The organism is Streptomyces sp. NPDC002926 (genome assembly GCF_053591755.1).
This window is the reverse complement of sequence record NZ_JBSFUK010000002.1, coordinates 631,958-655,210: the sequence shown is the minus strand read 5'-3', so window position 1 is coordinate 655,210 and position 23,253 is coordinate 631,958. Positions and strand designations below refer to the sequence as shown.

Below are 23,253 nucleotides of genomic sequence, written 5' to 3'. Positions count from 1 at the left end.
GACGGGGTGCCGTACATAAAGTCCTGACCGGCGGGGGGGGGGCGGGAGGGCCCCGGGGGGGGGCCGGCCGCGCGCCGGGCGGCCCCCCCCGGCCCGGCGCCGGCCCGGGCACCGGCCCGGGCCGCGTCGACGCACTGGATCTGCTCGGAGGCCGCCATCAGCGCCCACACCAGGGCCATGGCGAAGACCACCAGGGCGGGCACCGCGACGGCCGCCTCCGCCGTCACGGACCCCCTGTCGCGCACCTGGCCGCACATCTCGGAACCGGGCACTTCGGAACCGGGCACTTCAGAACCACGCATCCCAGAGCTGAGCCCCTCGGAACCGGCCGCCTCAGAACTGCGCATCGAGCGCCTTCCCGATCACCGACTGCAGCGCTGCCGAGACGGCCCCGCTGGTCACGACCTTGTACAGGACGGCCGCGAAGGCACACGCGGCGATTGTCCCCATCGCGTATTCGGACGTGGTCATTCCCGCGTCCCTGCGCATCCCGCGCGACAGCCCGCGCACCCATCCCCGCAACGAGTTCCACATATCAACCCCCAAGAAATTTCGTTCAGTTGCCGTTCAGCAATCCATCCGCCAGGCCGATCACCACGGGGGCCACCCCGACCGCCAGGAAGGCGGGCAGGAAGCACAGCCCCACCGGAGCGGTGATCAGCACCTGAGCCTTTTGGCCCCGCGCCGCGGCCGCCCGCGCCCGGTCCGCCCGGAAGCGCTCGGCCAGCCGGGACACGGGCTCCGCCGCCGGAGCCCCGGTTGAGTCGGCCCGCTCCAGACAGCGGGCCAGCGCCGCCGCACCCGGTATCTGTCCGAACCAACCCCAGGCCTGTGCCGGTTCACAGCCGAGCCGTAGTTCGGCGGCCGTCCGCGCCAGCCGTTCGCCGACCGGCCCGCCGAGCGACTCCCCGACCGCCTCCGCCGCCTCGCGCGGACCGGCCCCGGCGGAGATACAGGCCGCCAGCAGATCGGCGGCCAGCGGCAGTTGACGACCCGACGCATGGTCCACAGCGCCCGCGGAAGGCTTGCGGCTCCGCTGCCAACGCCACACGCCGTACGCCCCGACCAGCCCGACGATGGCGCCGATCACTCCGCCGACCAGGACATAGCCTGTGATCACCGCGCCCAGCGGAGCCACCCAGCGCCTCGCCCACACGCCGTACTCGGGCCGCCACTCCCGCCGTTCGTACTGCACCGCCAGCAGCGCCTCGATACGCCTGCGCACTGTGCGCTCGCGCCGTCGTCCCGCGACCATCAAGCCCAGGCAGGCCGCCGCGGCCAGAACACAGGCCACAGCCCCCAGCCTGTGGACGGCGTCCCCGGTCATGTCTCCTCCCCGCTCCGTACGATCCGCACGGCCCAGCAGAGACCGGCCGCTTCCAGCAGCCCGCCGACCACCAGGCAGACCAGTCCCCCAGCGGTGTGCAGCAGCACCCCGAAGGGATCGGCGCCCAGTGCCCAGCCCATCGCCAGGCCGGCCAGCGGAAGCACCGACAGCAGGACGACGGTCGACCACGCACCCGCCAACCGGGCCCGCAGATCCTGACGTTGGTCCCACTCGGCTCGAAGGGCCGTCTCCAGCCGGTCGAGCCCCGCGGCCAGACCTGCCCCGCTGTCCACGGCCACCCGCCAGCAGACCGCGACCCCGGCGAGACCGTCCGCGCCCGGCTGCCCGGCCGCCTCCCGAAGCGCCTCAGGCACATCGCCCCCGAACCGCGCCGCCGCCAGCACCGCGGCCTCCGCTCCACCCAGCGCCTCTGTGGATCTGGCGGCCAACAGCAGCGCCTGCCCCGGCTGCAGTCCCGCCCGCAGCTCCGCCGCGACCGCACCGCAGAACGCGATGACGCCCTCGGCCCGCCGCTCCTGCTCCCGCCTCCGCTCCCGGTCCCGCAACCGCCTCCTCACGAGCAGCACCGCCACCGCTCCCGCTGCCAACGGCAGCACCGACTTCCCCAGCACCGCGAGGACCAGCGCCGCCGGCAGGCACAGCCACTCCTGCCGCAGCCGCACCACAGGCAGCAGCCGCTGCCAGGACCACCGCGGCTGCGACTCCACCGGAGCGCCACCCGCGAGGAGCAGCCGCGCCCGCCGCAGCCCCCGCTGCCTGCCGACCGTCAGCCACGCCGCCGCACCCGCACACACCGCTGCCGCGTACACCGACTCACCCGCCGCCATCACAGCGCGCCCCCGATCAGCGACCGGAGCCGCTCCCAGCCCCGCTCGTAGACGAACGCCTCCTTGCCCCACCGCAGCGCGGGCACCGTCACCACCAGCCCCGCCGCGTCCCGCTCCAGCACACGCACCTCGGCGATCCGCCGCTGCCCGCCCCTGTCCCGTACGAGATGGACCACCACCGAGAGGGCCGCCGCCAACTGGCTGTGCAGCGCCGCCCGGTCGAGCCCCGCGGCCGTCCCCAGCGCCTCCAGCCGGGCCGGCACATCCGCCGCCGCATTGGCGTGCACGGTCCCGCAGCCGCCCTCGTGCCCGGTGTTCAAAGCGGCCAGGAGCTCAGTGACCTCGGCTCCTCGCACCTCCCCCACCACCAGCCGGTCGGGCCGCATCCGCAACGCCTGCCGCACCAGATCCCGCAGCGTCACCCGGCCGGCGCCCTCCTGATTCGCCGTACGCGACTCCAGCCGCACCACATGCGGGTGGTCCGGTCTGAGCTCTGCCGAGTCCTCGGCCAGCACGATCCGCTCGCGCTCCCCCACCAGCCCCAGCAGGCTCGAGAGCAAGGTCGTCTTGCCTGATCCCGTGCCACCGCTGATGAGAAAGGACAGCCGGGCCTCGATCAGCGCCCGCAGCACCAGGTCCCCGCCCGGCGGCACGGTCCCCGCCGTGACCAACTCCCCCACCGAAAACGCCCTGGGCCTCACCACCCGCAGCGAGAGACACGTCGAGCCGACGGCCACCGGCGGGATCACGGCATGCATCCGTGTGCCGTCCGGCAGCCTGGCGTCCACCCACGGCCTGGCGTCGTCCAGTCGCCGTTCGGCCACCGCCGCGAGCCGCTGTGCCAGCCTGCGCACCGACGCCGCATCCGCGAACGTCACCTCGGTGAGCTCGAGCCCGCGGCCCCGGTCCACCCACACCCGGTCGGGCGCGGACACCAGCACATCCGTCACCGACGGATCGGTCAGCAGGGACTCCAGCGGCCCCGTTCCCACCAGCTCGCACCGCAACTTCTCGGTGCCTCCCAGCACTTCGGCATCGCCCAGCAACCGCCCCTGTGCCCGCAGGGCGGCCGCGACCCTGGCCGGCGTCGGCTCGGCCCCGCTCTCCGCGAGCCACTGTCGTACCGCGTCCAGCAGCCCGGCGCTCATGAGACCCCGTGCCCGGCCAGCGCCCGCTCCCAGAAGGCCGTACAGAACTTCGCCAGCGGCCCGCTCCCACTGCCTCCCGGCGGAGCGCCCCCGTCCTGCGCAGCCAACAGTCCAGCCTCCACCGGCAGTTCACCCGCAAGCGGCAGCCCGAGGGCGTCCGCCACCCACTGCTCGTCCAGCCCGGCGGCGTACGGCCCACGCACGACCGCCCGCAGGTCCTGGAGCACCATGCCCACCGTCGACGCCACCCGGTTCGCCGCGGCAACGGCTCGTAGCTCGCCCGGCACCACCAGCAGCCCGAGATCCAGCTGGGCCAGTGCCTCCGCCACGCCTTCGTCGACCCGCCGCGGCAGATCCACGACCACCACCCCGCCGCGCCTGCGCGCCGCGGCCAGCACCGACCGCATCGCCTCCGGCGGGATCACCACCGAATCGCCACGGTCCCAGCTGAGCACCCGCAGCGCGTGCAACTCGGGCAGCGAATCCTCGAGCGCCCCGCCGGCGACCCGTCCCTTGGAAGAGGCGAAATCCGGCCACCGTCTGCCGTCCGCTTGCTCTCCGCCGAGCAGCACGTCGAGCCCTCCGCCCAGCAAAACCGACGAGTTCGCGGATTCTGGAGGGAGTTGGAGCGGGAACCCGCTGGCCTATGGACGCGCTGAACGGGGAACTACGCCGGGTTCGCGAGTTGATCAGTAGAGGTGGACGGCTCGGTATGACTTCCCGGTCTCGCTGTCGATGACGGTGATGTATTCGAACTTCCCGAGATCCACCACCTCGACCCGAATCCGTGACCGTTGCGTGCGCAAGGTGTCGTTGAACTTGGAGATCTGGGGGGCCAAGCGCATTCGGGTCTTGCGGTCTTCTTCCAGGTCAAGCAGCGGAGGCCGGCCAGCCTTGATCAGGCGGACGATCGGCTTACGCGCATACCACGCGTAGTTGCTCCTGGTCTCGACCAAGCCTCGTTGGGCCAGCGTCCTCACAGCTCGTGCTGTGGACTGGTGATCCGATCGCTCGATCTTCTGCCCTTCTTTCGGGCTCACGAGGTCGCAAAACCGCACCCACGCGCCTGGGGCACTTTCCTCAATGCGCTTCAGCGTCTCCAGGATGCGCCGCTGAACGACTCCAAGTCCTCGACTCATGAGTTAAGTGTTGCCGAGTGTCAACCACGAAGCCCGGAAACGAACGCTTAGGCAGGGATCGGGATGCTCGTCGTCATGAAGATTTCCATCGCGGCTGACGCCGGATCCCTTCAAGTCCTGCCCGTGTCGGGCGAGTTCTTGATCAGTCACGTCACGCTCCTCTGCGCCTTTGCCGTATTTGCCGCTTTCGCAGCCTTCGCGCTGGTGCTCCTGTCGAGGAAGGCGGGAACAGGCGATACGAGTGCGAGCTCCTCTCCCCGATTGCCTGACTCGACGGTGACGCCGACAGGCCCTCAGGGCTCGATGCGCCGGTGGACGATCGCCGGGGTCGTCGTCGCCGTGCTTGCTCTCGTGATCGCCGCCGTGCAGCTGACGCACGGGTGGTGACATCCCGCCCTGGCCCTGTGCGAGGGCTCCAGCACAAGGATCACGGGGCGATGGGGTCGGGACGGATGTCGGCCGGGTGTGCGGTGGCGACGTACTTGACTGCTGTCGTCTGTGACAGGCCGAACAGTCGCATCAGGTGGACAGGGTCCGCGCTCTGGTGGGCCTCGTCCAAGATCCGGTCTTCTCGGAGTTTCATCGGCCGGATGCCGATCCGCCGGAACAGACGCTGGATCAGCACCTTCGCGACTTCGGGGTTCTTGTCGGAGGCTGCGGTCACGCGGGTCACCAGGAGGTGTGGGTTGGTGGTGTAAGGCCAGAGTCGGGTGCGTTCGGCGACCCAGGACGTGGCCAGCGTGAGCGTGAACTCGTCGAGGAACACGATGTGATCGGGGCGGCCGGGTCTGATGACCCGGAGCTGGCCGCAGGCCCGGTCCAGTCCCCGGAGAGGGAGTCTGCGCAGTTCGGCGGGGGTGAGCGCGTGGATGGCGACGAGCGCGATGATCAGGCGGTCCCGGGGGCCGGGGACTTTGTCGAGCAGGCCGTGTAGCTGGTCGGAAGGCAGCGGGGTGGGCAGGCGTGGGGTGACGTGCAGGCTGACGGTTCGGGCAGGATCTCGGAAGATCAGGCGTTCGCGCCGAAGCGCCCGGAACAGGGACCTGAGTCCGACGTGGCGGGCCCGCTTCTCAACGGTGACGGCATCTTTGATGTGCTCCTTGGTGATCTCGCGGAAGCTGGTGATGCCATCAGCGGCCCAGGCGTTGAGGACAGGGGCGATGTCGTTGACGTAGCGGTAGGCCGTGGCCGGTGCGACGGGCAGGCTGGGCTTCGCGCTCTGCCCGATGAGGACATCGATCCAGGTGTTGACGGGGGAGACGAACGGTTCGGGCAACCCGGCAGCGATGCGTCGGGCCCGGACGAGGTCCGCGTCGACCGCCTCGTCCTCGGCCAGCAGTCCCCGGCGGCGGAGGTAGTCGATCACTCGAGGGCACTGATGGTTGGAGCTCAGGGAGGCCAGGGCCCGGATATCCGCTTCCCGGATCGGAGCCTGGACGCCGAGGTGGCTCACGAGGATCTTCAGCACCCGCAAACTGCTCCTGATCTGCTGAAGTGCCCAGCCCCGTTCCTTGATGTAGTAGGTGAAATCGCTGATCAGATCGGCTGCCGCTTCGGTCAACGCGGGCAGGTCCGTCTCGTCGATGCGACTCCAGTCGCGATCTAGGCCGACAAAGAGCATCTGCTGACCCGGTGTGGCCAGGTGGGCGGACAGGGGCCGGGCGGCGCGGGCGGCCTCCTTGGCCATCCGCCGGCGGGCCGCGAAGCGGCCCTTGCGCAGGGCGCTCTTGCCGGGGCCGTAGTCGGTCTGCATGGTGGGTGTGAACGGCCCGCCGAACCAGAGCTGATCACCGCCGTCGAGTGCCGCGCCATGGATGTCCAGGTCGTTCTCAGCGACGACAATGGTGCAGAACCGGCAGAGCCGCTTGCTCAGCGGGCGCAGCCGACGGCAGCGTGAGCACGGTTCCGCTTCGGGGTGCTTCAGCCGCCAGTCCGAGCACGGAACACAGACCTTCCATTTATCGTTTGCCCAGGCCAGGCACTGACTGCAACTACCGCTTGTGAGAAGGAACTTCGGGACGATCCGTGGTCGCCGCTTTGCCAGGAGACAGGCCCGCGCAAGGGCCTCTTCGATCGTGGGATGCATATCCGGGAGGTCGGGCAGGGTCTCGGGGCGGACCAGCCGTTCCCCGGGGTCTCGTGCGGCCAGGGCGAGCATGCCGAGGTCGCGGGTGATCCGTCGCCAACCGTCCTTGACACCTCGCTCGACGGCTATGTCCTCCAATGCCCGCAGCAGCAGCGGGAGATCGGGGATGTCACGGCCGCGAAGGAGAGCGGCGTGAGACCTGCGCAGGGATCGTGGCGGGGTGGCGAACAGTCCGAGCTGACCGTCGATCTGCGGGGTGCAGACGTCCCCGTCCTCCGACGTCCTGGAGCTTGTGGTCAGGCGCCGGGCCTTCGTGCTGGCCGTGCCGGAGCGGTTCCGCTTGCGGTAGGGCATGACCGTCGGGAGTCGGAGTCCGTCCAGGTAGAACGCCAGCTGCCGGTGGCGGCCTGGTGCCAGGAACTCACCGCGTACTTCTGCTCGGCGCCAGTCCTCATCCTCGCCCAGGCGGACGGCCAGGAGGCAGGGGTAGCAGGTTCCCTCAGCGTTCACCACTGCGGGCCAGCCGCAGCGGCGGCAGGGCGCCTCCCGGCGTCCCTCGTCCCCGGCCCGTGCCCGATGCCGCATGCGGATGCAGGTCGGGCAGAGCCCGGTGTATGTCAGAGCTCCCCAGCTGGCGCAGAGTGGGCAGCTTCCCAGCGAACGTCGAGGAGGCAACGCGGTGCCTCAGTTCGGAGGGAGTGACCGGCGCCGGCCGCCCGTCGAGGGCTTGGGGATCGGCCGTGCCGGGCCTGCCACGGGTCCCGCGTCGTCTCCGACCGCCTTCCGCTGCGGACCGTGCTCGCTGTCGACGGTGGCGACCGGCTCGGCCTCCATAAGGTCGGCGACAGTGCAGTCCAGCGCGGTGCAGATCATGTCCAGGTCGTCGAGACGGACCGTGACCGGCTTGTTCGACCACAGGGCGGCCACCTTGCTCAACGAGGGGGTGAAGCCCACCTCAGCGAAGGCAGCCTGCAGCTGAGTCGGCCTCCAGATGTCGCGCCGGGCCGCGACCCAGCGCAGGTTCCACTTCACTTCATGCCTCCCCGCTCAGTCGGCGAACCGCTCGCCGAGACGACTCCAGGCTCCGCCGCTCGGGGTCTCCCTTGGCGGTCGCCAGATATCCAACCGTGGTCGATGCCCAGGTATGACCCAACAGGACCTGGACATCCCAAAGAGGCATCCCAGCCTCATAATTGTGGGTTGCGCAAGCATGCCGCAGGAGGTGCGGGAACAGCCCGGTGACCGAGCCCCTCAGATGCTCGCGCGAGGCCAGTTTGAGGGCCCGCCGGAAGGTGTCCGGACAGACGCCCGGCGCGATCGGCATGTTCAGCGCGGCGATCGCCTCCGGCAGCCGCTCGGACGGGAACAGCGGCGCATGCGGATCACTCGCGTCGTCACGGAACTCGCCACGGACGTCCTCGATGTACCACCACAGCAGTTGACGACCCTCTGCAAACAGAAATGCCTCGCGCTCGCGTGGCCCCGAACCGCGGGCACCCTTGCCGCGGACGAGAAAGCGTCCCCACTGGCCGTGATCCCAGTGGATGTCGCCGAGCCGGACATCGCAGAGTTCGGCGGCCCGCACCCCAGAGATGTAGGTCAGCTTCGACATCACGTAGTTGCGGACCGCCACCGGGTACTTCCGCGCGGTCGGCAGCGCGTCCCGCCAGGAGGCGAAGAAATCCCGTGTGTCTCGGGCCGACGGTGGGATGCGCAGGCCGAAGTCGCCACGGTGGCAAGGACGGTTGAACGCGTCGATCGGCGACTCGACTGCCGCCCCGAACCGCCGCAGGATCTCACCCGCGTACCGCTGTTCGAGGAAAGCGAAGTATCCGTCGATCTTCGTCATCTTGGCGCGGGTCGTCGAGTGCCGGTGTGCTTTGCCCGGGCCGGCGAAGTACTTGTCCAGGTCCTTCGACGTCAGGCGCCACGGGACGACGTTGTAGAACGAGCACACCTCCACCACGGGCTGTACGAGCTTCTGTAGCGTGCTGGGCGCTAGCCCTGCCACGTCCCTGGCCCAGCAGTACTCGGCGAGCGTGTCCTGGTACAGATCCCGCTCGGCCTCCGGCGACGCCGACTCGCTCGCCCGCCGCTGCAGCGTGCGCACGTCAGCGAGCCCTGACTCCTGATCCAACGAGCCTGTGCCGCCCCCACCTGTGATCAGCGAGAAGCGGCGAGTCCTGGAATCTGTCACGAGTTGCGAAATTACGCGGATAGCTCCTGGAATCTGCCAGCAATCGTCAGAACCTCACACGATCGAGTGAACATGCCCCACAAGGCTCCGACCTGGGTGAACAGCAACGACACACTGAGCGAGCCGTCGTTGGAACCCGTCGGATCTCCACTTGGGTCGCCGTCGACGAGCATCGTGCGAAGGCCGACCCGGCCCGCGGTCACCGCCAGCGCGCAGGCCAGCGTCGATGCACCGGCTCCGCCGCGTCCGCCGATCACTCCGACGGTCAGCGCCGGCCGCCCGACCCCTTCGACCACGTCGGCGATCCGGTCGACGAGCCAGCTCTCGGCATCGGGCAGCCGCAGCACGCAGTCCGCCCCGATCTCGACCGCCCGCCGCCAGACGTCCGGGTCGTCCTGGTCGTGCCCGACGAGCAGCACACCGCGTCTGCGGGTCGCTCCTCGGCAGCGCGCGGCGGCGTCGTCGCCAACCAGGACCAGTGGCGCGCCCTCCCAGCTTCCCCGTCGCTCCGGCATCGAATGGTGGACGTCGGGCTCGGCCCCGGCCGCGGCGCACAGCCGCAGCAGATCGTCGAGCAGTTCCACGTCTTCGGTGACGATCAGCGGCCCGTCCCGGCGCCCTTCGGCGACCGGCGGCCGTTGCGATGTGATAGATCCAGCCACGATCTCCACGCCCCTCTTACTTCGATCTCACTTCAAGGCGAGATCTGCGATTCCTTCGGTCCGCGAACTACGCGGGTGGAATCACCGTGCAGCGCACCGGAAAATCGTGTGGATCTTGCTGCAAAACTGTGGACAACTAGCCACTTGTGAATAACTCCGTAGCCCATACCGGTGACTCCCCGAGAGCAGCACAATCACTACGCACAGTCACGACTTGGGCTATGCGGAACCCACCGGCGGACACGGCACGCGGGTGGGAAGAATGATCGGAGTCGATCGCAGAAGGCGGACGAAAGGCGTCCGGACATGCGACGACCCCCGCCGGGGGGGAGAGCGGGGGTCGTCTCTCCGGCCGACTCGGGGGGGGAGGAGCCGGACCGGGTTAGCACGGTCGCGAACGATCCGTGACTTCCATGGTGTACCCGAGAGCCTTCTCAGGCAAACCCACACGCCCGAGCGTACGCCGAATGGCGGGCACATATGCTCAGGCCCGTGGAAAACCACTCCTTGCCTCGCGCAGCTGCCTTCTTTGACCTGGACAAGACGGTCATTGCGAAGTCATCGACTCTGACCTTCAGCAAGTCCTTCTACCAAGGGGGGCTGATCAACCGGCGCGCCGTACTACGCACCGCATACGCCCAGTTCGTTTTTCTCGCGGGCGGCGCCGACCACGACCAGATGGAGCGGATGCGCCAGTACCTCTCCGCGCTCTGCAAGGGCTGGAACGTCCAGCAGGTCAAGGAGATCGTCGCCGAGACCCTCCACGACCTGATCGACCCGATCATCTACGACGAGGCCGCGACGCTCATCGAGGAGCATCACACGGCCGGCCGCGACGTCGTCATCGTCTCCACTTCCGGCGCGGAGGTCGTCGAGCCGATCGGCGAGCTCCTCGGCGCCGACCGGGTGGTGGCCACTCGCATGGTGGTCGGCGACGACGGCTGCTTCACGGGCGAAGTGGAGTATTACGCGTACGGGCCGACCAAAGCGGAAGCGATCAAGGAGCTGGCCGCGTCGGAGGGATACGACCTGGCCCGCTGTTACGCATACAGCGACTCGGCCACCGATGTCCCGATGCTGGCGTCTGTCGGCCATCCGTATGCCGTAAATCCGGATCGCGCACTGCGCCGCGAGGCGACCTCGCGCGGCTGGCCGGTTCTCGTTTTCAATCGCCCGGTGCGGCTGAAGCAGCGGCTACCCGCGTTCTCCATGCCGCCGCGTCCCGCCCTGATCGCGATGGCCGCGGTGGGTGCGGCCGCCGCGACCGCCGGCCTGGTCTGGTACACCAGCCGTCGGCGCACCGCGGCCGCGCAGGCCACCGCCGTATATTAATTCGCCCGTATTTGAACCTAAAAGTAAAGATGTGCAGCCAGGGCTTCCGCTTCACCGCGAGCAGGAGTAGAAAGGATTCAACGGCCCGCGAGACCAAGGACATCCGAAAGGATCACCTGTAACGCATGAAGGCCCACGGACCGCGCATGAAAACTGAGCACCCACGCGACGTCGACCCGTCGATTACGGGCCAGCCGCACCAGGTTACGGGCAGGAGTTCCCGACCTGATGGGCAATATATCGAGGACGCTTGGTAACTCGGCGGACGTGCCAGCGGCGGTACCACCCATTGGTACCGCCGCAACCCTGTTCAGGGCGTTTTTCAGAGGCAGTTCAGGCAGCGCCGCGCTGCAACGCCTCACACACCGCCGTCGACTCCCGGACCCCCAGCTCCACCGCGCGCCCGCAGTGCGCGATCCAGCCGGCCATGCCTTCCGGCTTTCCGGAGAGATAGCCCTCGAAGGCCGCGACGTACGCCGCCCGGCCCTGCTCCGCGTGGCCGACCTCTGCCGGACAGATCGACTTGGGGTCGAGTCCGCTGCCGATCAGCACGATGCGCTCGGCCGCCCGCGCGACCAGACCGTTGTACGAGCCGAAGGGGCGCAACGCCAGCAGCTCGCCGTGCACCACGGCTGCCGTCACCAGCGCCGGCGCAGAACTCCCCACGATGATCAGCTCCGCCAGGCCGTCCAGCCGGCCGGCGACCTCGCCCGCGTCCGGCACCGGCGCGTCGATCAGCGGCTCGTCGACCGCCTCGCCCGCCAGGCGCGGACGGCCCACCGTCTCGTCGACGCCGGCACCGCCGGCCGCGACCAGATGCAGCCGGGCCAGCACCCGGAGCGGCGACTGCCGCCAGATGGAGAGCAGTTGACCGGCCTCGGCAGTCAGCCGCAGTGCCGCACCGACCGTACGCGCCTCGGCCTCGGTACCGAAGTCGGTGCGCCTGCGTACTTCCTCCAGGGCCCAGTCCGCTCCAGACAGCGCGGCGGAACCGCGCGCTCCACGCAATGCCGCTTCCGAGGTGACCTCATTGCTGCGGCGCCGCATGACCCGGTGTCCGTAGACACGGTCGACGGCTTTGCGTACGGAGTCCACGGAGTCGGCGACGCCCGGCAAGGATCCGAGAGTGGCGAGGGGGTCGACCGACGAGGCATTCGTACTCATAGGTAGCGAGGCTACGCGCCCGTGGCGCGCGCCCCACCTTGGAGTGGTCTTGTTCACGCACTCCGACCACACTGCGCGTACATGCCGCTACCCTAGGTGAACATGAAGATCGCTTTCGTAGGGAAGGGCGGCAGCGGCAAGACCACGCTGTCCTCGCTCTTCATCCGCCACCTCGCCGCCAATGAGGCCCCCGTCGTCGCGGTGGACGCCGACATCAACCAGCACCTGGGGGCCGCACTGGGTCTCGACGAGTCCGAGGCCGCCGCGCTGCCCGCGATGGGCGCGCATCTGCCGCTCATCAAGGACTACCTGCGCGGCTCCAACCCCCGGATCGCCTCCACCGAGACAATGATCAAGACCACGCCGCCCGGCGAGGGCTCGCGGCTGCTGCGCGTCAATGAGGACAACCCGGTCTACGAGGCCTGCGCCCGCACCGTCCGCCTCGACGACGGGGACATCCGGCTGATGGCGACGGGCCCCTTCACCGATTCCGATCTGGGGGTGTCCTGCTACCACTCCAAGGTCGGCGCGGTGGAGCTCTGCCTCAACCATCTGGTCGACGGCCCGGACGAGTATGTGGTCGTCGACATGACCGCGGGCTCGGACTCCTTCGCCTCCGGGATGTTCACGCGTTTCGACATGACGTTCCTGGTGGCCGAGCCGACCCGCAAGGGCATCTCCGTCTACCGCCAGTACAAGGAGTACGCACGGGACTTCGGCATCGCGCTGAAGGTCGTCGGCAACAAGGTGCAGGGCCAGGACGACGTGGACTTCCTGCGCGAGGAGGCGGGCGACGACCTGCTCGTCACGGTCGGCCACTCCGACTGGGTCAGGGCGATGGAGAAGGGCCGGCCGCCGCGCTTCGAGCTGTTGGAGGCGGAGAACCGCATGTCGCTGCAGGCCCTGCAGAACGCCGCGGAGGACTCGTACGAGGACCGCGACTGGGAGCGCTACACGCGCCAGATGGTGCACTTCCACCTGAAGAACGCGGAGAGCTGGGGGAACGCGAAGACCGGCGCCGATCTGGCTGCGCAGGTCGACCCCGGCTTCGTGCTCGGCGAGCATGCGGCAGTACCCCAGCCCAGCTGAGGAAGTGACGCCCCGGGCCGACCGGGGGGAGACCGGGCGCGGCGCCTCGAGGCCCGGGAGGCGCCGCGGCGCCCCTGGTGCCCGGGCCCGCTGAGGAAGCGAGAAGACGCACCGCGCTACTGGGGCCCGCGGCGCCCCGCTTCGCACCGGCGGCACCGTGCTTACGGGCGGACCCGCCGGAACAGCCGGCCAGCCCCGCGATCAGCGCCGTTGCGACAGCGGCGACAGCGGCGACAGCGGCGACAGCGGCGACAGCGATCCTCTTCGTAGCGGCCATCATCCGCCCACCCTCTTTCGGTGTCGGTACGTCTGTACGACGACCCACATACGGCGTCGACAAACTCGCATCGCGACGCCGAGAGGGAGGTGCGACGTGACGCATTCAGATGATTAGTCACTGGATCGGGTGAAAGCATGCCCTATTTGCCCTGGAATTAATGCCAGACTCTTTACTCTGCATTACGATCCATTTACCGAGAGTTGAGTATCCCGCCGCTGCACGCCGTGACCCACGGCCGCGTCCCCCCATTCCGCGACCGCGCTGCCCCGGAGGAGACGGGAACCATGTCTTCCTGCGTCCCCACTCGCACAGACGACCCTTCACGCAAGACCAAGGACAACAAGCCCCGCACGTCTCTCATCTCGCGCTTCCAGCGCCCCCACGGTCCGCCGCCACTCGACGGCGGCGGCAAAGGCGGTGGCCGTCGATTCCCCATCGCGGGCGCCGACTTCTCCGCCTCGATCTCCGTCTTTCTGATCGCGCTGCCGCTCTCCCTCGGCATCGCACTCGCCACCGGCGCACCACTCCAGGCCGGGCTGGTGGCGGCCGCAGTCGGCGGTATCGTCGCCGGCCGGCTCGGCGGGTCACCGCTGCAAGTCAGCGGCCCGGCGGCCGGACTGACCGTGGTCACCGCCGATCTGATCCACCGGTACGGCTGGCGCACCACCTGCGCCATCACCGTTCTCGCCGGACTCACCCAACTCGTGCTGTCCGCCCTGCGGGTGGCCCGATCGGCTCTCGCCGTCAGCCCGGCGATCGTGCACGGCATGCTGGCCGGCATCGGCGTCACGATCGCCCTCGCCCAGCTCCATATCGTTCTCGGCGGCACCCCGCAGAGCTCCGCAGTCGACAACGTCCGTGCTCTGCCCGCCCAGTTGGCCGGTCTCCATCCGGCCGCGGTATCGGCCAGCATCCTGACAGTCGCCGTACTGCTGCTGTGGCCGCGCATTCCTGGGCGCGCGGGCCGGATCGTACGGAAGCTCCCGGCCGCACTCGCCGCAGTGGCCGGCACGACCGTCATCGTCACGGTCGCCGGGCTGAACCTGACGCGCGTCGACCTTCCGTCCTGGAGCAGCCACGCCCTGCCGGAGCTGCCGGAGGGACCGGTGCTGGGCCTACTCGCCGCCGTGCTCACCATCACCTTGGTGGGCAGCGTGGAGTCGCTGCTGTCGGCGGTCGCCGTCGACAAGCTGGTGGCCGGCCGCAAGAAGCCGGCGGTCCGCATTCCGCGCGCTCATCTCGACCGGGAACTGGCCGGCCAGGGTGCGGCGAATATCGTCTCCGGCGCGCTCGGCGGGCTCCCCGTCACCGGGGTCGCCGTACGCAGCGCCGCCAATGTGTCCGCGGGCGGTGTGAGCCGTAACTCCACGATGCTGCACGGCCTGTGGGTCGCGGTCGCCGCGCTGCTGCTGGTGCCCGTGCTGGATCTGATCCCGCTGGCGTCCCTCGCCGCGCTGGTGATGGTCGTGGGCGTCCAGATGGTCAGCCTCACCCATCTGCGCAGCGTGAAGCGGAACCGCGAAACGATGGTGTACACGGTGACACTGGCCTCGGTCGTCGTCACCGGCGTGCTGGAAGGCGTGATGATCGGGATCGCGATGGCGGTCGCCGTCGCACTGCACAGGCTGACCAGGACCCGGATCACCTCCGATGAGCAGGAGGGGGTCCACCGGGTGCGGGCACGCGGCCAGTTGACGTTCCTCGCCGTGCCCCGGCTGAGCCGGACACTGGCCCAGGTCCCCCCGGAGGCCGAATGCGTCGTCGAACTGGACGGGTCGTTCATGGACCATGCCGCGTACGAAGCGCTGCACGACTGGCAGACCTCGCATATCGCGCAGGGCGGGACGGTGGAGTTCACCGGCCGGGCAGGGGGCCGGATCAGCGAGCCCGCCTCGGAGACGCACGGCTGCTGTCGCCCCTGGACGCCCTGGCGCAACCACCACTGCGGCGAGCGCCCACCACGTGCCAAGCCGCATCAACTGGCCAATGGGCTCAGCTCGTTCCAGCGCAATACCGCTCCGCTGGTGCGCGACGAGCTGGCGCGACTGGCCCGCGAGGGGCAGCAGCCCTCGCAGCTCTTCCTCACCTGCGCCGATTCCCGCCTGGTCACCAGCATGATCACGGCCAGCGGCCCGGGCGATCTGTTCACCGTGCGGAATGTGGGCAATCTGGTGCCCCTGCCCGGCGCGGAGAGTGGCGACGACTCGGTGGCGGCCGCGATCGAGTACGCCGTCGATGTGCTGGAGGTGGACTCGATCACCATCTGCGGGCATTCGGGGTGCGGGGCGATGCAGGCCCTGCTGAGCACTCCGCCCACGGGCGCCCAGACCCCGCTGCGTCGCTGGCTGCGGCATGGGCTGCCGAGTCTGGAGCGGATGAAGAGCCGGCACCGCTCCTGGGCCAGGATCTCCGGGCGGCTGCCGGCCGACGCGGTGGAGCAGCTGTGTCTCACCAATGTGGTCCAGCAGTTGGAGCATCTGCGTGCCCATGAGGCGGTGGCCCGACGGCTCGCCGAGGGCACGCTGGAGCTGCACGGCATGTACTTCCATGTCGGCGAGGCCCAGGCGTACCTGCTCGCGAGCAGCGACGAGCACGAGATCGACGAGGTCTTCGACCGGGTCGCCCCCACGCCCTCGGCCCTCGAGAAGTCGCAAGCCTGAACCGCCCGCCCGGAACCACACCCTGAACCGCCCGCCTGAATCCACGCCCTGGAAACGCGCCTGAACCGCCCGCCCGAATCGCCGGCCTGAAACACCGCGCCTGAACCGCTCACCCGTCCTGTCCGTGAGAACGTATGGCCCCTCTTTCCCGCCGCCCGGGGAGGAGGGGCACTTACAGGTCTAAACCAATTTTCGGCAGGCCCTTGTGTCTGGGCCCGTCGGCTGATGAGCTATGGCTCGGGACACATAGGCATATAGGACGCCCTGGGAAAGGGAGATGTCGTGAGCAACGAAAGCCTGGCCAACCTGCTCAAGGAGGAGCGGCGGTTCGCGCCTCCGGCCGAGCTGGCCGCACACGCCAACGTGACGGCGGAGGCGTACGAGCAGGCCGAGGCGGACAGGCTTGGCTTCTGGGCCGAGCAGGCGCGCCGGCTCACCTGGGCCACCGAACCGACCGAGACCCTCGACTGGACCAACCCACCGTTCGCGAAGTGGTTCGCCGACGGCAAGCTCAACGTCGCGTACAACTGCGTGGACCGCCATGTCGAAGCGGGCAACGGCGACCGGATCGCCATCCACTTCGAGGGCGAGCCCGGCGACAGCCGGGCCGTCACCTACGCCGAACTCAAGGACGAGGTCTCGCGCGCCGCGAACGCCCTCACCGAGCTGGGAGTCGTCAAGGGCGACCGGGTCGCCGTCTACCTCCCGATGATCCCCGAGGCCGTGGTGGCGATGCTGGCGTGCGCCCGTATCGGCGCCGCCCACTCGGTGGTCTTCGGCGGCTTCTCGGCCGACGCCGTCGCCTCCCGTATCCAGGACGCCGACGCCAAGCTGGTCATCACCGCGGACGGCGGCTACCGCCGCGGCAAGCCGAGCGCGCTCAAGCCCGCGATCGACGAGGCCGTCGCCAAGTGCCCGCAGGTGGAGCATGTCCTGGTGATCCGGCGTACCGGCCAGGACACAGCGATCACCGAGGGCCGCGATGTGTGGTGGCACGAGATCGTCGCCCGCCAGTCCGCGGAGCACACCCCGGAGGCCTTCGAGGCGGAGCACCCGCTCTTCATCCTCTACACCTCCGGCACCACGGGTAAGCCGAAGGGCATCCTGCACACTTCCGGCGGCTATCTCACCCAGGCGGCCTACACCCACAACGCCGTCTTCGACCTCAAACCGGAGTCGGACGTCTTCTGGTGCACAGCCGACATCGGCTGGGTGACCGGACACTCGTACATCGTGTACGGGCCGCTGGCCAACGGCGCGACACAGGTGATGTACGAGGGCACGCCCGACACCCCGCACCAGGGCCGCTTCTGGGAGATCATCCAGAAGTACGGCGTCACGATCCTCTACACGGCGCCGACCGCGATCCGCACGTTCATGAAGTGGGGTGACGACATCCCCGCCAAATTCGACCTGAGCAGTCTGCGCATCCTCGGATCGGTCGGTGAGCCGATCAACCCCGAGGCGTGGATCTGGTACCGGGAGAACATCGGCGCCGGCAAGACGCCGATCGTGGACACCTGGTGGCAGACCGAGACCGGCGCGATGATGATCTCGCCGCTGCCCGGTGTGACCGAGACCAAGCCCGGGTCCGCGCAGCGCGCGCTGCCCGGCATCTCGGCGACCGTCGTGGACGACGAGGCGAACGAGGTGCCCAACGGTGGCGGCGGCTATCTCGTCCTCACCGAGCCGTGGCCGTCGATGCTGCGCACCATCTGGGGCGACGACCAGCGCTTCATCGACACGTACTGGTCGCGCTTCCAGGGCAAGTACTTTGCGGGCGACGGCGCCAAGAAGGACGACGACGGCGATATCTGGCTGCTGGGCCGGGTCGACGACGTGATGCTGGTGTCCGGTCACAACATCTCGACCACCGAGGTGGAGTCGGCCCTGGTCTCGCACCCGAAGGTCGCCGAGGCGGCGGTCGTGGGCGCGACGGACGAGACGACCGGTCAGGCGATCGTTGCCTTCGTGATCCTGCGCGGTACGGCGAGCGAGGACGAGAACCTCGTGAACGACCTGCGCAACCACGTGGGCGCGACGCTCGGCCCGATCGCCAAGCCGAAGCGGGTGCTGCCCGTGGCGGAGCTGCCGAAGACGCGCTCCGGCAAGATCATGCGCCGGTTGCTGCGTGACGTTGCCGAGAACCGTCAGCTGGGCGATGTCACCACGCTCACCGACTCGTCGGTGATGGACCTGATCCAGTCGAGGCTGCCGAGCGCGGCCAGCGAGGACTGAGAGCCGGCGCAGAGGGAAGGAGCCCGCGCGGACGGGCCCCTTCCCCCTGGGCGGGCTGGGCGGGTTTGGGGTCATGTACATGCGGACCCGGTGCGGCGGTTCGCACTACGGGCATACGCAGGGCGGTATCGCGCCATGCGCCCCCTATGCACCTAAAGTGAAGGTCACCGGATACGCCCTTGCGCTCTTGGGTAAAGTGACAACCGCGTCAATAGCGCGACAGCGAAACCAGGTGCGCCGGGAAGTCTGGTCGGCATGTGCTCTGCCCTGCCCACCCGACCGGAGGTCCCACGACGTGGCCGCGCCCAGCCCCACCAACCGCAAGTTCCTCGGGCGCCTTTCGCTGCCCGAGCGGACGTACGTGGCGGACGCGCTGCGCACCGAGACCGTTGGCGGCGTACTCCTCCTGGTGGCCGCGATCGCCGCGCTGGTGTGGGCGAACACCCCGCTGAGCGAGAGCTACGAAGCCGTAAGCGACTACCACATCGGCCCGGCCTCCCTCGGCCTCGACCTCTCGGTCCAGCACTGGGCCGCCGACGGGCTGCTCGCCATCTTCTTCTTCGTCGCGGGCATCGAGCTCAAGCGCGAACTGGTCGCCGGTGAACTGCGCGACCCCAAGGCGGCCGCCCTCCCCGTGGTCGCCGCGATCTGCGGCATGGCGCTGCCCGCACTCGTCTACACCCTCACCGCCGTCATCGGCGGCGGATCCACCGCCGGCTGGGCCGTCCCGACCGCCACCGACATCGCCTTCGCGCTCGCCGTCCTCGCGGTCATCGGCACCTCGCTGCCGTCCGCGCTGCGCGCGTTCCTGCTGACCCTCGCCGTCGTCGACGACCTCTTCGCGATCCTGATCATCGCTGTCTTCTTCACCGACTCACTGAACTTCGCCGCGCTCGGCGGGGCCGTGATCGGGCTCGCCCTGTTCTGGCTGCTGCTGCGCAAGGAAGTGCGCGGCTGGTACGTATACGTGCCGCTGGCCCTGGTCATCTGGGGGCTGATGTACAACAGCGGTGTCCACGCCACCATCGCCGGCGTCGCGATGGGCCTGATGCTGCGCTGTACCAAGCGGGACGGCGAGGACCACTCCCCCGGCGAGCACATCGAGCACCTCGTACGGCCCCTCTCCGCGGGACTCGCCGTGCCGCTGTTCGCGCTCTTCGCGGCGGGCGTCACCGTTTCCGGCAGCGCGCTCACCGATGTCTTCACCAAGCCGGAGACCCTGGGCGTCGTCCTCGGTCTGGTGGTGGGCAAGGCCGTCGGCGTCTTCGGCGGCACCTGGCTGGCGGCACGCTTCACCAGGGCCGAGCTCAATGACGACCTCGCCTGGCCGGACGTCCTCGCCGTCGCCTCACTCGCCGGCATCGGCTTCACCGTCTCCCTGCTCATCGGCGAACTCGCCTTCGCCGGCGACGCGGCACTGACCGACGAGGTCAAGGCCGCGGTCCTGATGGGCTCGCTGATCGCCGCCGTGCTGTCCGGGATTCTGCTCAAGCTGCGGGTGCGCAAGTACCGGGCGCTGTGCGAGGACGAGGAGCGCGACGAGGACCAGGACGGCATCCCCGACATCTACGAGCAGGACAATCCCGAGTACCACCTGCGGATGGCGGCGATCTACGAGGAGAAGGCCGCGGAACACCGTCGCAAGGCAGAACTGGAGAGGACGGCGCGCGGCGGAGTCGACAGTCCGGCCTGATCCGAGGCATCCGGCCATGAGCCGGACGAGCACCGGCTCATCCAGCACCACGCCCGAATATGTCCCGGCGTGCACCGCGTTCGGCGGACGAGCCGTCGCAGGTCCACCGACCGGACGACGACGGCCGACGTCCACTTCCCGGCGGCGGACGGGAAACCGGCAGCCCCACAAGACCCCTGACGGGGCACAATGCTCGGCAGTCCGGCATGATCTGACATCGGATCCGTAGATGATGGAGAGGGAGTCAGCGATGAGCGACCCCGGCAACAGCACGGTGAACGCCGTCGGCGCCGACCGCAGTCTCGGCCAGTTGGTCGCCTCGGCGACCGCCGAGATGTCCGCGCTTGTGCACGACGAGATCGCCCTGGCCAAGGCGGAACTGCGACAGGACGTCAAGCGTGGCGCCATCGGCGGAACGGCCATCACGATCGCGGGAGTGTTCGCGCTCTTCTCGCTGCCGGTGCTGAGCTTCGCCGCGGCGTACGGGATCCACAATCTGGGCCTCGGCCTCGCCTGGTCGTTCCTGATCGTGGGCGGCGCGTTCCTGGTGCTGGCCGGGCTGGCGGCGCTGCTCGCCGTCACCAAGTTCAAGAAGGTCAAGCCGCCGGAGAGGTCCATCGCTTCGGCCAAGCAGACAGCGGCCGTACTGCAGAACGTCAAGCCGCACCCCCGGTCGGCGCAGGACAGGATCTCCGTCTGAGCCCGGGCCCGGCGGGCCCGCGGGAGGCCGGTGAGCACCGACGGCGCCGGCGGCCGGGGCCGGCTGTTGTCCGTATCCGGGCCGCCCTGGCAAACGCCGGGTGTCCAGTTGTGGCACGCTCGTCTGCATGACGGCCCCTGATACCAACCCCGGCGGCTTCGGCAGCCTTGGCAGCCCCGTACGCCTCGACGGTCCCTGGACCCACCGCGACGTGGCGGCCAATGGTGCGCGCTTCCACATCGCCGAGATGGGCGACGGGCCGCTGGTGCTGCTGCTCCACGGCTTTCCGCAGTTCTGGTGGACGTGGCGGCATCAGCTGACCGCGCTTGCCGACGCGGGGTTCCGGGCGGTGGCGATGGACCTGCGGGGCATGGGCGGCAGCGACCGTACGCCGCGGGGCTACGACCCCGCGAACCTGGCGCTCGACATCACGGGCGTGGTGCGCTCGCTGGGCGAGCCGGACGCGGCGCTGGTCGGACACGACCTGGGCGGGTATCTGGCGTGGACCGCTGCGGTGATGCGGCCGAAGCTGGTGCGCCGGCTCGCGGTCTCCTCGATGCCGCATCCGCGTCGTTGGCGCTCGGCGATGCTCTCCGACTTCTCGCAGAGCCGCGCCGGTTCGTACATCTGGGGCTTCCAGCGACCGTGGCTTCCGGAACGTCAGCTCGTCGCGGACGACGCGGCCTTGGTGGGCAAGCTGATCCAGGAGTGGTCCGGGCCACAGCTGCCGGACGAGAAGGCGGTCGAGGTCTACCGGCGGGCGATGAGCATCCCGTCGACGGCGCACTGCTCGCTTGAGCCGTACCGGTGGATGGTGCGGTCGATGGCGCGGCCGGACGGTATCCAGTTCAACCGCCGGATGAAGCGCCCGGTCCGGGTGCCGACGCTGCATCTGCACGGCTCCTTGGACCCGGCGATCCGTACGCGCAGCGCGGCGGGGTCGGGCGAGTACGTGGAAGCGCCGTACCGCTGGCGGCTGTTCGACGGCCTGGGTCACTTCCCCCATGAGGAGGATCCGGTGGCGTTCTCGACGGAGCTCATCAACTGGCTGAAGGACCCCGAGCCGGACCGGTAGACCGAGCCCGAACGCTGGGCCCGGCCGAGGGGTTCGAACGCTGGTCTCGAACGATGGACCCCGCCGACGGGACCCCGACCGGGACATTCCATAAAGCCAATGGAACGCTTGTACTACACGCAGCCAAATGCCTGGCGCATAGGCCAATTGGCCGCCCCTGACGCGGTTACCGACCATGGGGCACGGGCAAACGTCGGTGTATGGGCTGGACGCACGACTACGGTGACGCAGCACGCAACCGCCGCTCGGCCGCTGGGCCGATCACCCACGAGAGGGGTGGCCCTCAAGCCGAGGGCCATGAGCATCCGGGGCAGGGAATCGGCATTCCCCGCATCCTGAGGCGCCGGGCCCGCTGGGTCTCGGCGCGATTGCGGCATACCCGCGGCTGACGCCCGGCTCCGCCTCCGCACCGCCGCTACAGCGCGCATCCCTGACTGTCGACCTGCTGGTTGGCGCTCAGGCCACGTGTGATGTCGTCGCGGATCTCGTCGGCCGTCAGGGCGTATCCGGTGTCCGGGTCGTCCAGTGACCTGGCGAAGATGACGCCGTACACCCTGCCGTCCGGCGTGAGCAGCGGGCCGCCGGAGTTGCCCTGCCGGACCGTCGTGAAGAGCGAGTAGACATCGCGGCGCACGGTGCTGCGGCGGTAGATGTCGGGGCCGTTGGCGTTGATCCGGCCGCGGACACGGGCCGAGCGCACGTCGTACGAGCCGTTCTCCGGGAAGCCGGCGACGATCGCGCCGTTGCCGCTGCGCGCGTCCGCTTCGCTGAACAGGAGCGGCCGCGCCTTGAGGTCGGGGACGTCCAGTACGGCGATGTCGCGCTGCCAGTCGTAGAGCACGACCTTCGCGTCGTACAGCCTGCCCTCGCCGCCGATCTGCACGGTCGGCTCGTCGACGCCGCCGACGACATGGGCATTGGTCATCACCCGGCGGTCGGAGAAGACGAACCCGGTGCCCTCGAGGACCTTGCCGCAGCTCGGGGCCGTACCGACGACCTTGACGATGGACCGCTGGGCGCGGGCGGCGACCGGGCTGCCCGCCAGCGCCGGGTCCGGGGCCTGGACCTCGGTGATGGGCTCGTTGGCGAAGGGGCTGAAGACCTGCGGGAGGCCGTTCTGCGCGAGGACGGAGGAGAAGTCCGCGAACCAGGTGTTGGCCTGACTGGGCATCACCCTGGAGACGCCGAGCAGCACCTTGGAGTTACGGACCTCCTTCCCGAGCGTGGGCAGGGACGTGCCGGCCAGCGCGGAGCCGATCAGCCAGGCGACCAGCAGCATCGCGACCACGTTGACCACCGCGCCACCGGTCGCGTCCAGCGCGCGGGCGGGCGACCACGTGATGAACCGGCGCAGTCTGTTGCCGAGGTGGGTGGTGAAGGCCTGGCCCACCGAGGCACAGACGATCACGATCACCACGGCGACGACCGCGGCCGTCGTCGACACATCGGAGTCGTTGGTCAGCTGGCCCCAGATGACGGGGAGCAGATAGACCGCTACAAGGCCACCGCCGAGGAAACCGATCACCGACAGGATGCCGACGACGAAGCCCTGGCGATAGCCGACGATCGCGAACCACACGGCTGCGACCAGCAGCAGGATGTCCAGCACGTTCAC

20 protein-coding genes and 2 pseudogenes are annotated in these 23,253 nt (G+C 69.4%); 9 read left to right on the top strand and 13 right to left on the bottom strand.

Features of this window, described 5'->3' with window-relative positions:
* The 7 genes and pseudogenes from ACWDZ6_RS06355 to ACWDZ6_RS06325 all read right to left on the bottom strand — a co-directional run.
* Positions 1-302: TadE family type IV pilus minor pilin (locus ACWDZ6_RS06355; protein WP_451501898.1), on the bottom strand; the 302-nt coding region annotated here is incomplete at its 3' end.
* 31 nt (positions 303-333) lie between these two features.
* Positions 334-534: a DUF4244 domain-containing protein gene (locus tag ACWDZ6_RS06350; RefSeq protein ID WP_451501897.1), complete on the bottom strand. Its 201-nt coding sequence runs from the start codon at positions 532-534 to the stop codon at positions 334-336.
* A gap of 22 nt (positions 535-556) precedes the next feature.
* Complete coding sequence (locus ACWDZ6_RS06345) at positions 557-1,327, bottom strand: type II secretion system F family protein (protein WP_451501896.1); 771 nt, start codon at positions 1,325-1,327, stop codon at positions 557-559.
* Positions 1,324-2,175, bottom strand: a complete 852-nt coding sequence (locus tag ACWDZ6_RS06340; RefSeq protein ID WP_451501895.1) for a type II secretion system F family protein — start codon at positions 2,173-2,175, stop codon at positions 1,324-1,326. The genes ACWDZ6_RS06345 and ACWDZ6_RS06340 overlap by 4 nt, the downstream gene beginning before the upstream one ends.
* Positions 2,175-3,323, bottom strand: coding sequence for a TadA family conjugal transfer-associated ATPase (locus ACWDZ6_RS06335; RefSeq protein ID WP_451501894.1), 1,149 nt, complete (start codon positions 3,321-3,323; stop codon positions 2,175-2,177). The genes ACWDZ6_RS06340 and ACWDZ6_RS06335 overlap by 1 nt, the downstream gene beginning before the upstream one ends.
* A pseudogene (gene ssd, locus ACWDZ6_RS06330) lies at positions 3,320-3,913 on the bottom strand (septum site-determining protein Ssd); the annotation flags it as partial. The gene ACWDZ6_RS06335 and the pseudogene ssd (ACWDZ6_RS06330), both read right to left, overlap by 4 nt.
* 99 nt (positions 3,914-4,012) lie before the next feature.
* A complete protein-coding gene (locus ACWDZ6_RS06325) occupies positions 4,013-4,462 on the bottom strand; it encodes a hypothetical protein (RefSeq protein ID WP_451501893.1) in 450 nt (149 codons plus the stop codon).
* 63 nt (positions 4,463-4,525) lie between these two features.
* Here ACWDZ6_RS06325 and ACWDZ6_RS06320 point away from each other — a divergent pair, with 63 nt between their 5' ends.
* Positions 4,526-4,849, top strand: a complete 324-nt coding sequence (locus ACWDZ6_RS06320; RefSeq protein WP_451501892.1) for a hypothetical protein — start codon at positions 4,526-4,528, stop codon at positions 4,847-4,849.
* Between the two features lie 40 nt (positions 4,850-4,889).
* On the opposite strand, the gene ACWDZ6_RS06315 is transcribed toward ACWDZ6_RS06320, so the two are convergent.
* From ACWDZ6_RS06315 to ssd (ACWDZ6_RS06300), 4 genes and pseudogenes are all read right to left on the bottom strand, one after another.
* Positions 4,890-7,058 (bottom strand): site-specific integrase, encoded by a 2,169-nt coding sequence (locus ACWDZ6_RS06315; RefSeq protein ID WP_451501891.1) that lies wholly within the window; start codon positions 7,056-7,058, stop codon positions 4,890-4,892.
* Between the two features lie 174 nt (positions 7,059-7,232).
* A complete protein-coding gene (locus ACWDZ6_RS06310; protein WP_451501890.1) occupies positions 7,233-7,580 on the bottom strand; it encodes a helix-turn-helix domain-containing protein in 348 nt (115 codons plus the stop codon).
* A 1-nt stretch (position 7,581) separates the two neighbouring features.
* Complete coding sequence (locus tag ACWDZ6_RS06305) at positions 7,582-8,658, bottom strand: tyrosine-type recombinase/integrase (RefSeq protein WP_451501889.1); 1,077 nt, start codon at positions 8,656-8,658, stop codon at positions 7,582-7,584.
* Positions 8,659-8,891: 233 nt separating this feature from the next.
* Positions 8,892-9,407, bottom strand: a pseudogene (gene ssd, locus ACWDZ6_RS06300) (septum site-determining protein Ssd); the annotation flags it as partial.
* Positions 9,408-9,887: 480 nt separating this feature from the next.
* Between ssd (ACWDZ6_RS06300) and ACWDZ6_RS06295 the strand changes: the two are divergent.
* Positions 9,888-10,739 carry an HAD family hydrolase gene (locus tag ACWDZ6_RS06295; RefSeq protein WP_451501888.1) on the top strand — a complete coding sequence of 284 codons (852 nt, stop codon included), beginning with the start codon at positions 9,888-9,890 and terminating at the stop codon, positions 10,737-10,739.
* Positions 10,740-11,072: 333 nt separating this feature from the next.
* On the opposite strand, the gene ACWDZ6_RS06290 is transcribed toward ACWDZ6_RS06295, so the two are convergent.
* Positions 11,073-11,903, bottom strand: a complete 831-nt coding sequence (locus tag ACWDZ6_RS06290) for an oxidoreductase (protein WP_451501887.1) — start codon at positions 11,901-11,903, stop codon at positions 11,073-11,075.
* A gap of 102 nt (positions 11,904-12,005) precedes the next feature.
* Here ACWDZ6_RS06290 and ACWDZ6_RS06285 point away from each other — a divergent pair, with 102 nt between their 5' ends.
* The 7 genes from ACWDZ6_RS06285 to ACWDZ6_RS06255 all read left to right on the top strand — a co-directional run bounded on the left by ACWDZ6_RS06285 (position 12,006) and on the right by ACWDZ6_RS06255 (position 22,027).
* A complete protein-coding gene (locus ACWDZ6_RS06285; RefSeq protein WP_451501886.1) occupies positions 12,006-12,992 on the top strand; it encodes an ATP-binding protein in 987 nt (328 codons plus the stop codon).
* 564 nt (positions 12,993-13,556) lie between these two features.
* Positions 13,557-15,932 (top strand): bifunctional SulP family inorganic anion transporter/carbonic anhydrase, encoded by a 2,376-nt coding sequence (locus ACWDZ6_RS06280; RefSeq protein ID WP_451501885.1) that lies wholly within the window; start codon positions 13,557-13,559, stop codon positions 15,930-15,932.
* Between the two features lie 282 nt (positions 15,933-16,214).
* Positions 16,215-18,170, top strand: a complete 1,956-nt coding sequence (acs, locus tag ACWDZ6_RS06275) for an acetate--CoA ligase (protein ID WP_451501884.1) — start codon at positions 16,215-16,217, stop codon at positions 18,168-18,170.
* 295 nt (positions 18,171-18,465) lie between these two features.
* Positions 18,466-19,863 (top strand): Na+/H+ antiporter NhaA, encoded by a 1,398-nt coding sequence (gene nhaA, locus ACWDZ6_RS06270; protein WP_451501883.1) that lies wholly within the window; start codon positions 18,466-18,468, stop codon positions 19,861-19,863.
* Between the two features lie 250 nt (positions 19,864-20,113).
* Positions 20,114-20,563 carry a phage holin family protein gene (locus ACWDZ6_RS06265; protein ID WP_451501882.1) on the top strand — a complete coding sequence of 150 codons (450 nt, stop codon included), beginning with the start codon at positions 20,114-20,116 and terminating at the stop codon, positions 20,561-20,563.
* Positions 20,564-20,690: 127 nt separating this feature from the next.
* The gene (locus ACWDZ6_RS06260) at positions 20,691-21,638 is read left to right on the top strand and encodes an alpha/beta fold hydrolase (RefSeq protein ID WP_451501881.1); all 948 of its coding nucleotides are present in this window, start codon (positions 20,691-20,693) and stop codon (positions 21,636-21,638) included.
* Positions 21,639-21,838: 200 nt separating this feature from the next.
* Positions 21,839-22,027 carry a hypothetical protein gene (locus ACWDZ6_RS06255; RefSeq protein WP_326651597.1) on the top strand — a complete coding sequence of 63 codons (189 nt, stop codon included), beginning with the start codon at positions 21,839-21,841 and terminating at the stop codon, positions 22,025-22,027.
* Between the two features lie 26 nt (positions 22,028-22,053).
* On the opposite strand, the gene ACWDZ6_RS06250 is transcribed toward ACWDZ6_RS06255, so the two are convergent.
* Complete coding sequence (locus ACWDZ6_RS06250) at positions 22,054-23,253, bottom strand: MarP family serine protease (RefSeq protein WP_451501880.1); 1,200 nt, start codon at positions 23,251-23,253, stop codon at positions 22,054-22,056.

Bases quoted from the DNA above. Each gene is read 5' to 3' on its own strand.
- ACWDZ6_RS06350 (WP_451501897.1), bottom strand. From the start codon at position 534: ATGTGGAACTCGTTGCGGGGATGGGTGCGCGGGCTGTCGCGCGGGATG.
- ACWDZ6_RS06345 (WP_451501896.1), bottom strand. From the start codon at position 1,327: ATGACCGGGGACGCCGTCCACAGGCTGGGGGCTGTGGCCTGTGTTCTG.
- ACWDZ6_RS06340 (WP_451501895.1), bottom strand. From the start codon at position 2,175: ATGGCGGCGGGTGAGTCGGTGTACGCGGCAGCGGTGTGTGCGGGTGCG.
- ACWDZ6_RS06335 (WP_451501894.1), bottom strand. From the start codon at position 3,323: ATGAGCGCCGGGCTGCTGGACGCGGTACGACAGTGGCTCGCGGAGAGC.
- ACWDZ6_RS06325 (WP_451501893.1), bottom strand. From the start codon at position 4,462: ATGAGTCGAGGACTTGGAGTCGTTCAGCGGCGCATCCTGGAGACGCTG.
- ACWDZ6_RS06320 (WP_451501892.1), top strand. From the start codon at position 4,526: ATGCTCGTCGTCATGAAGATTTCCATCGCGGCTGACGCCGGATCCCTT.
- ACWDZ6_RS06295 (WP_451501888.1), top strand. From the start codon at position 9,888: ATGCTCAGGCCCGTGGAAAACCACTCCTTGCCTCGCGCAGCTGCCTTC.
- ACWDZ6_RS06290 (WP_451501887.1), bottom strand. From the start codon at position 11,903: ATGAGTACGAATGCCTCGTCGGTCGACCCCCTCGCCACTCTCGGATCC.
- ACWDZ6_RS06285 (WP_451501886.1), top strand. From the start codon at position 12,006: ATGAAGATCGCTTTCGTAGGGAAGGGCGGCAGCGGCAAGACCACGCTG.
- ACWDZ6_RS06280 (WP_451501885.1), top strand. From the start codon at position 13,557: ATGTCTTCCTGCGTCCCCACTCGCACAGACGACCCTTCACGCAAGACC.
- ACWDZ6_RS06265 (WP_451501882.1), top strand. From the start codon at position 20,114: ATGAGCGACCCCGGCAACAGCACGGTGAACGCCGTCGGCGCCGACCGC.
- ACWDZ6_RS06260 (WP_451501881.1), top strand. From the start codon at position 20,691: ATGACGGCCCCTGATACCAACCCCGGCGGCTTCGGCAGCCTTGGCAGC.
- ACWDZ6_RS06255 (WP_326651597.1), top strand. From the start codon at position 21,839: ATGGGCTGGACGCACGACTACGGTGACGCAGCACGCAACCGCCGCTCG.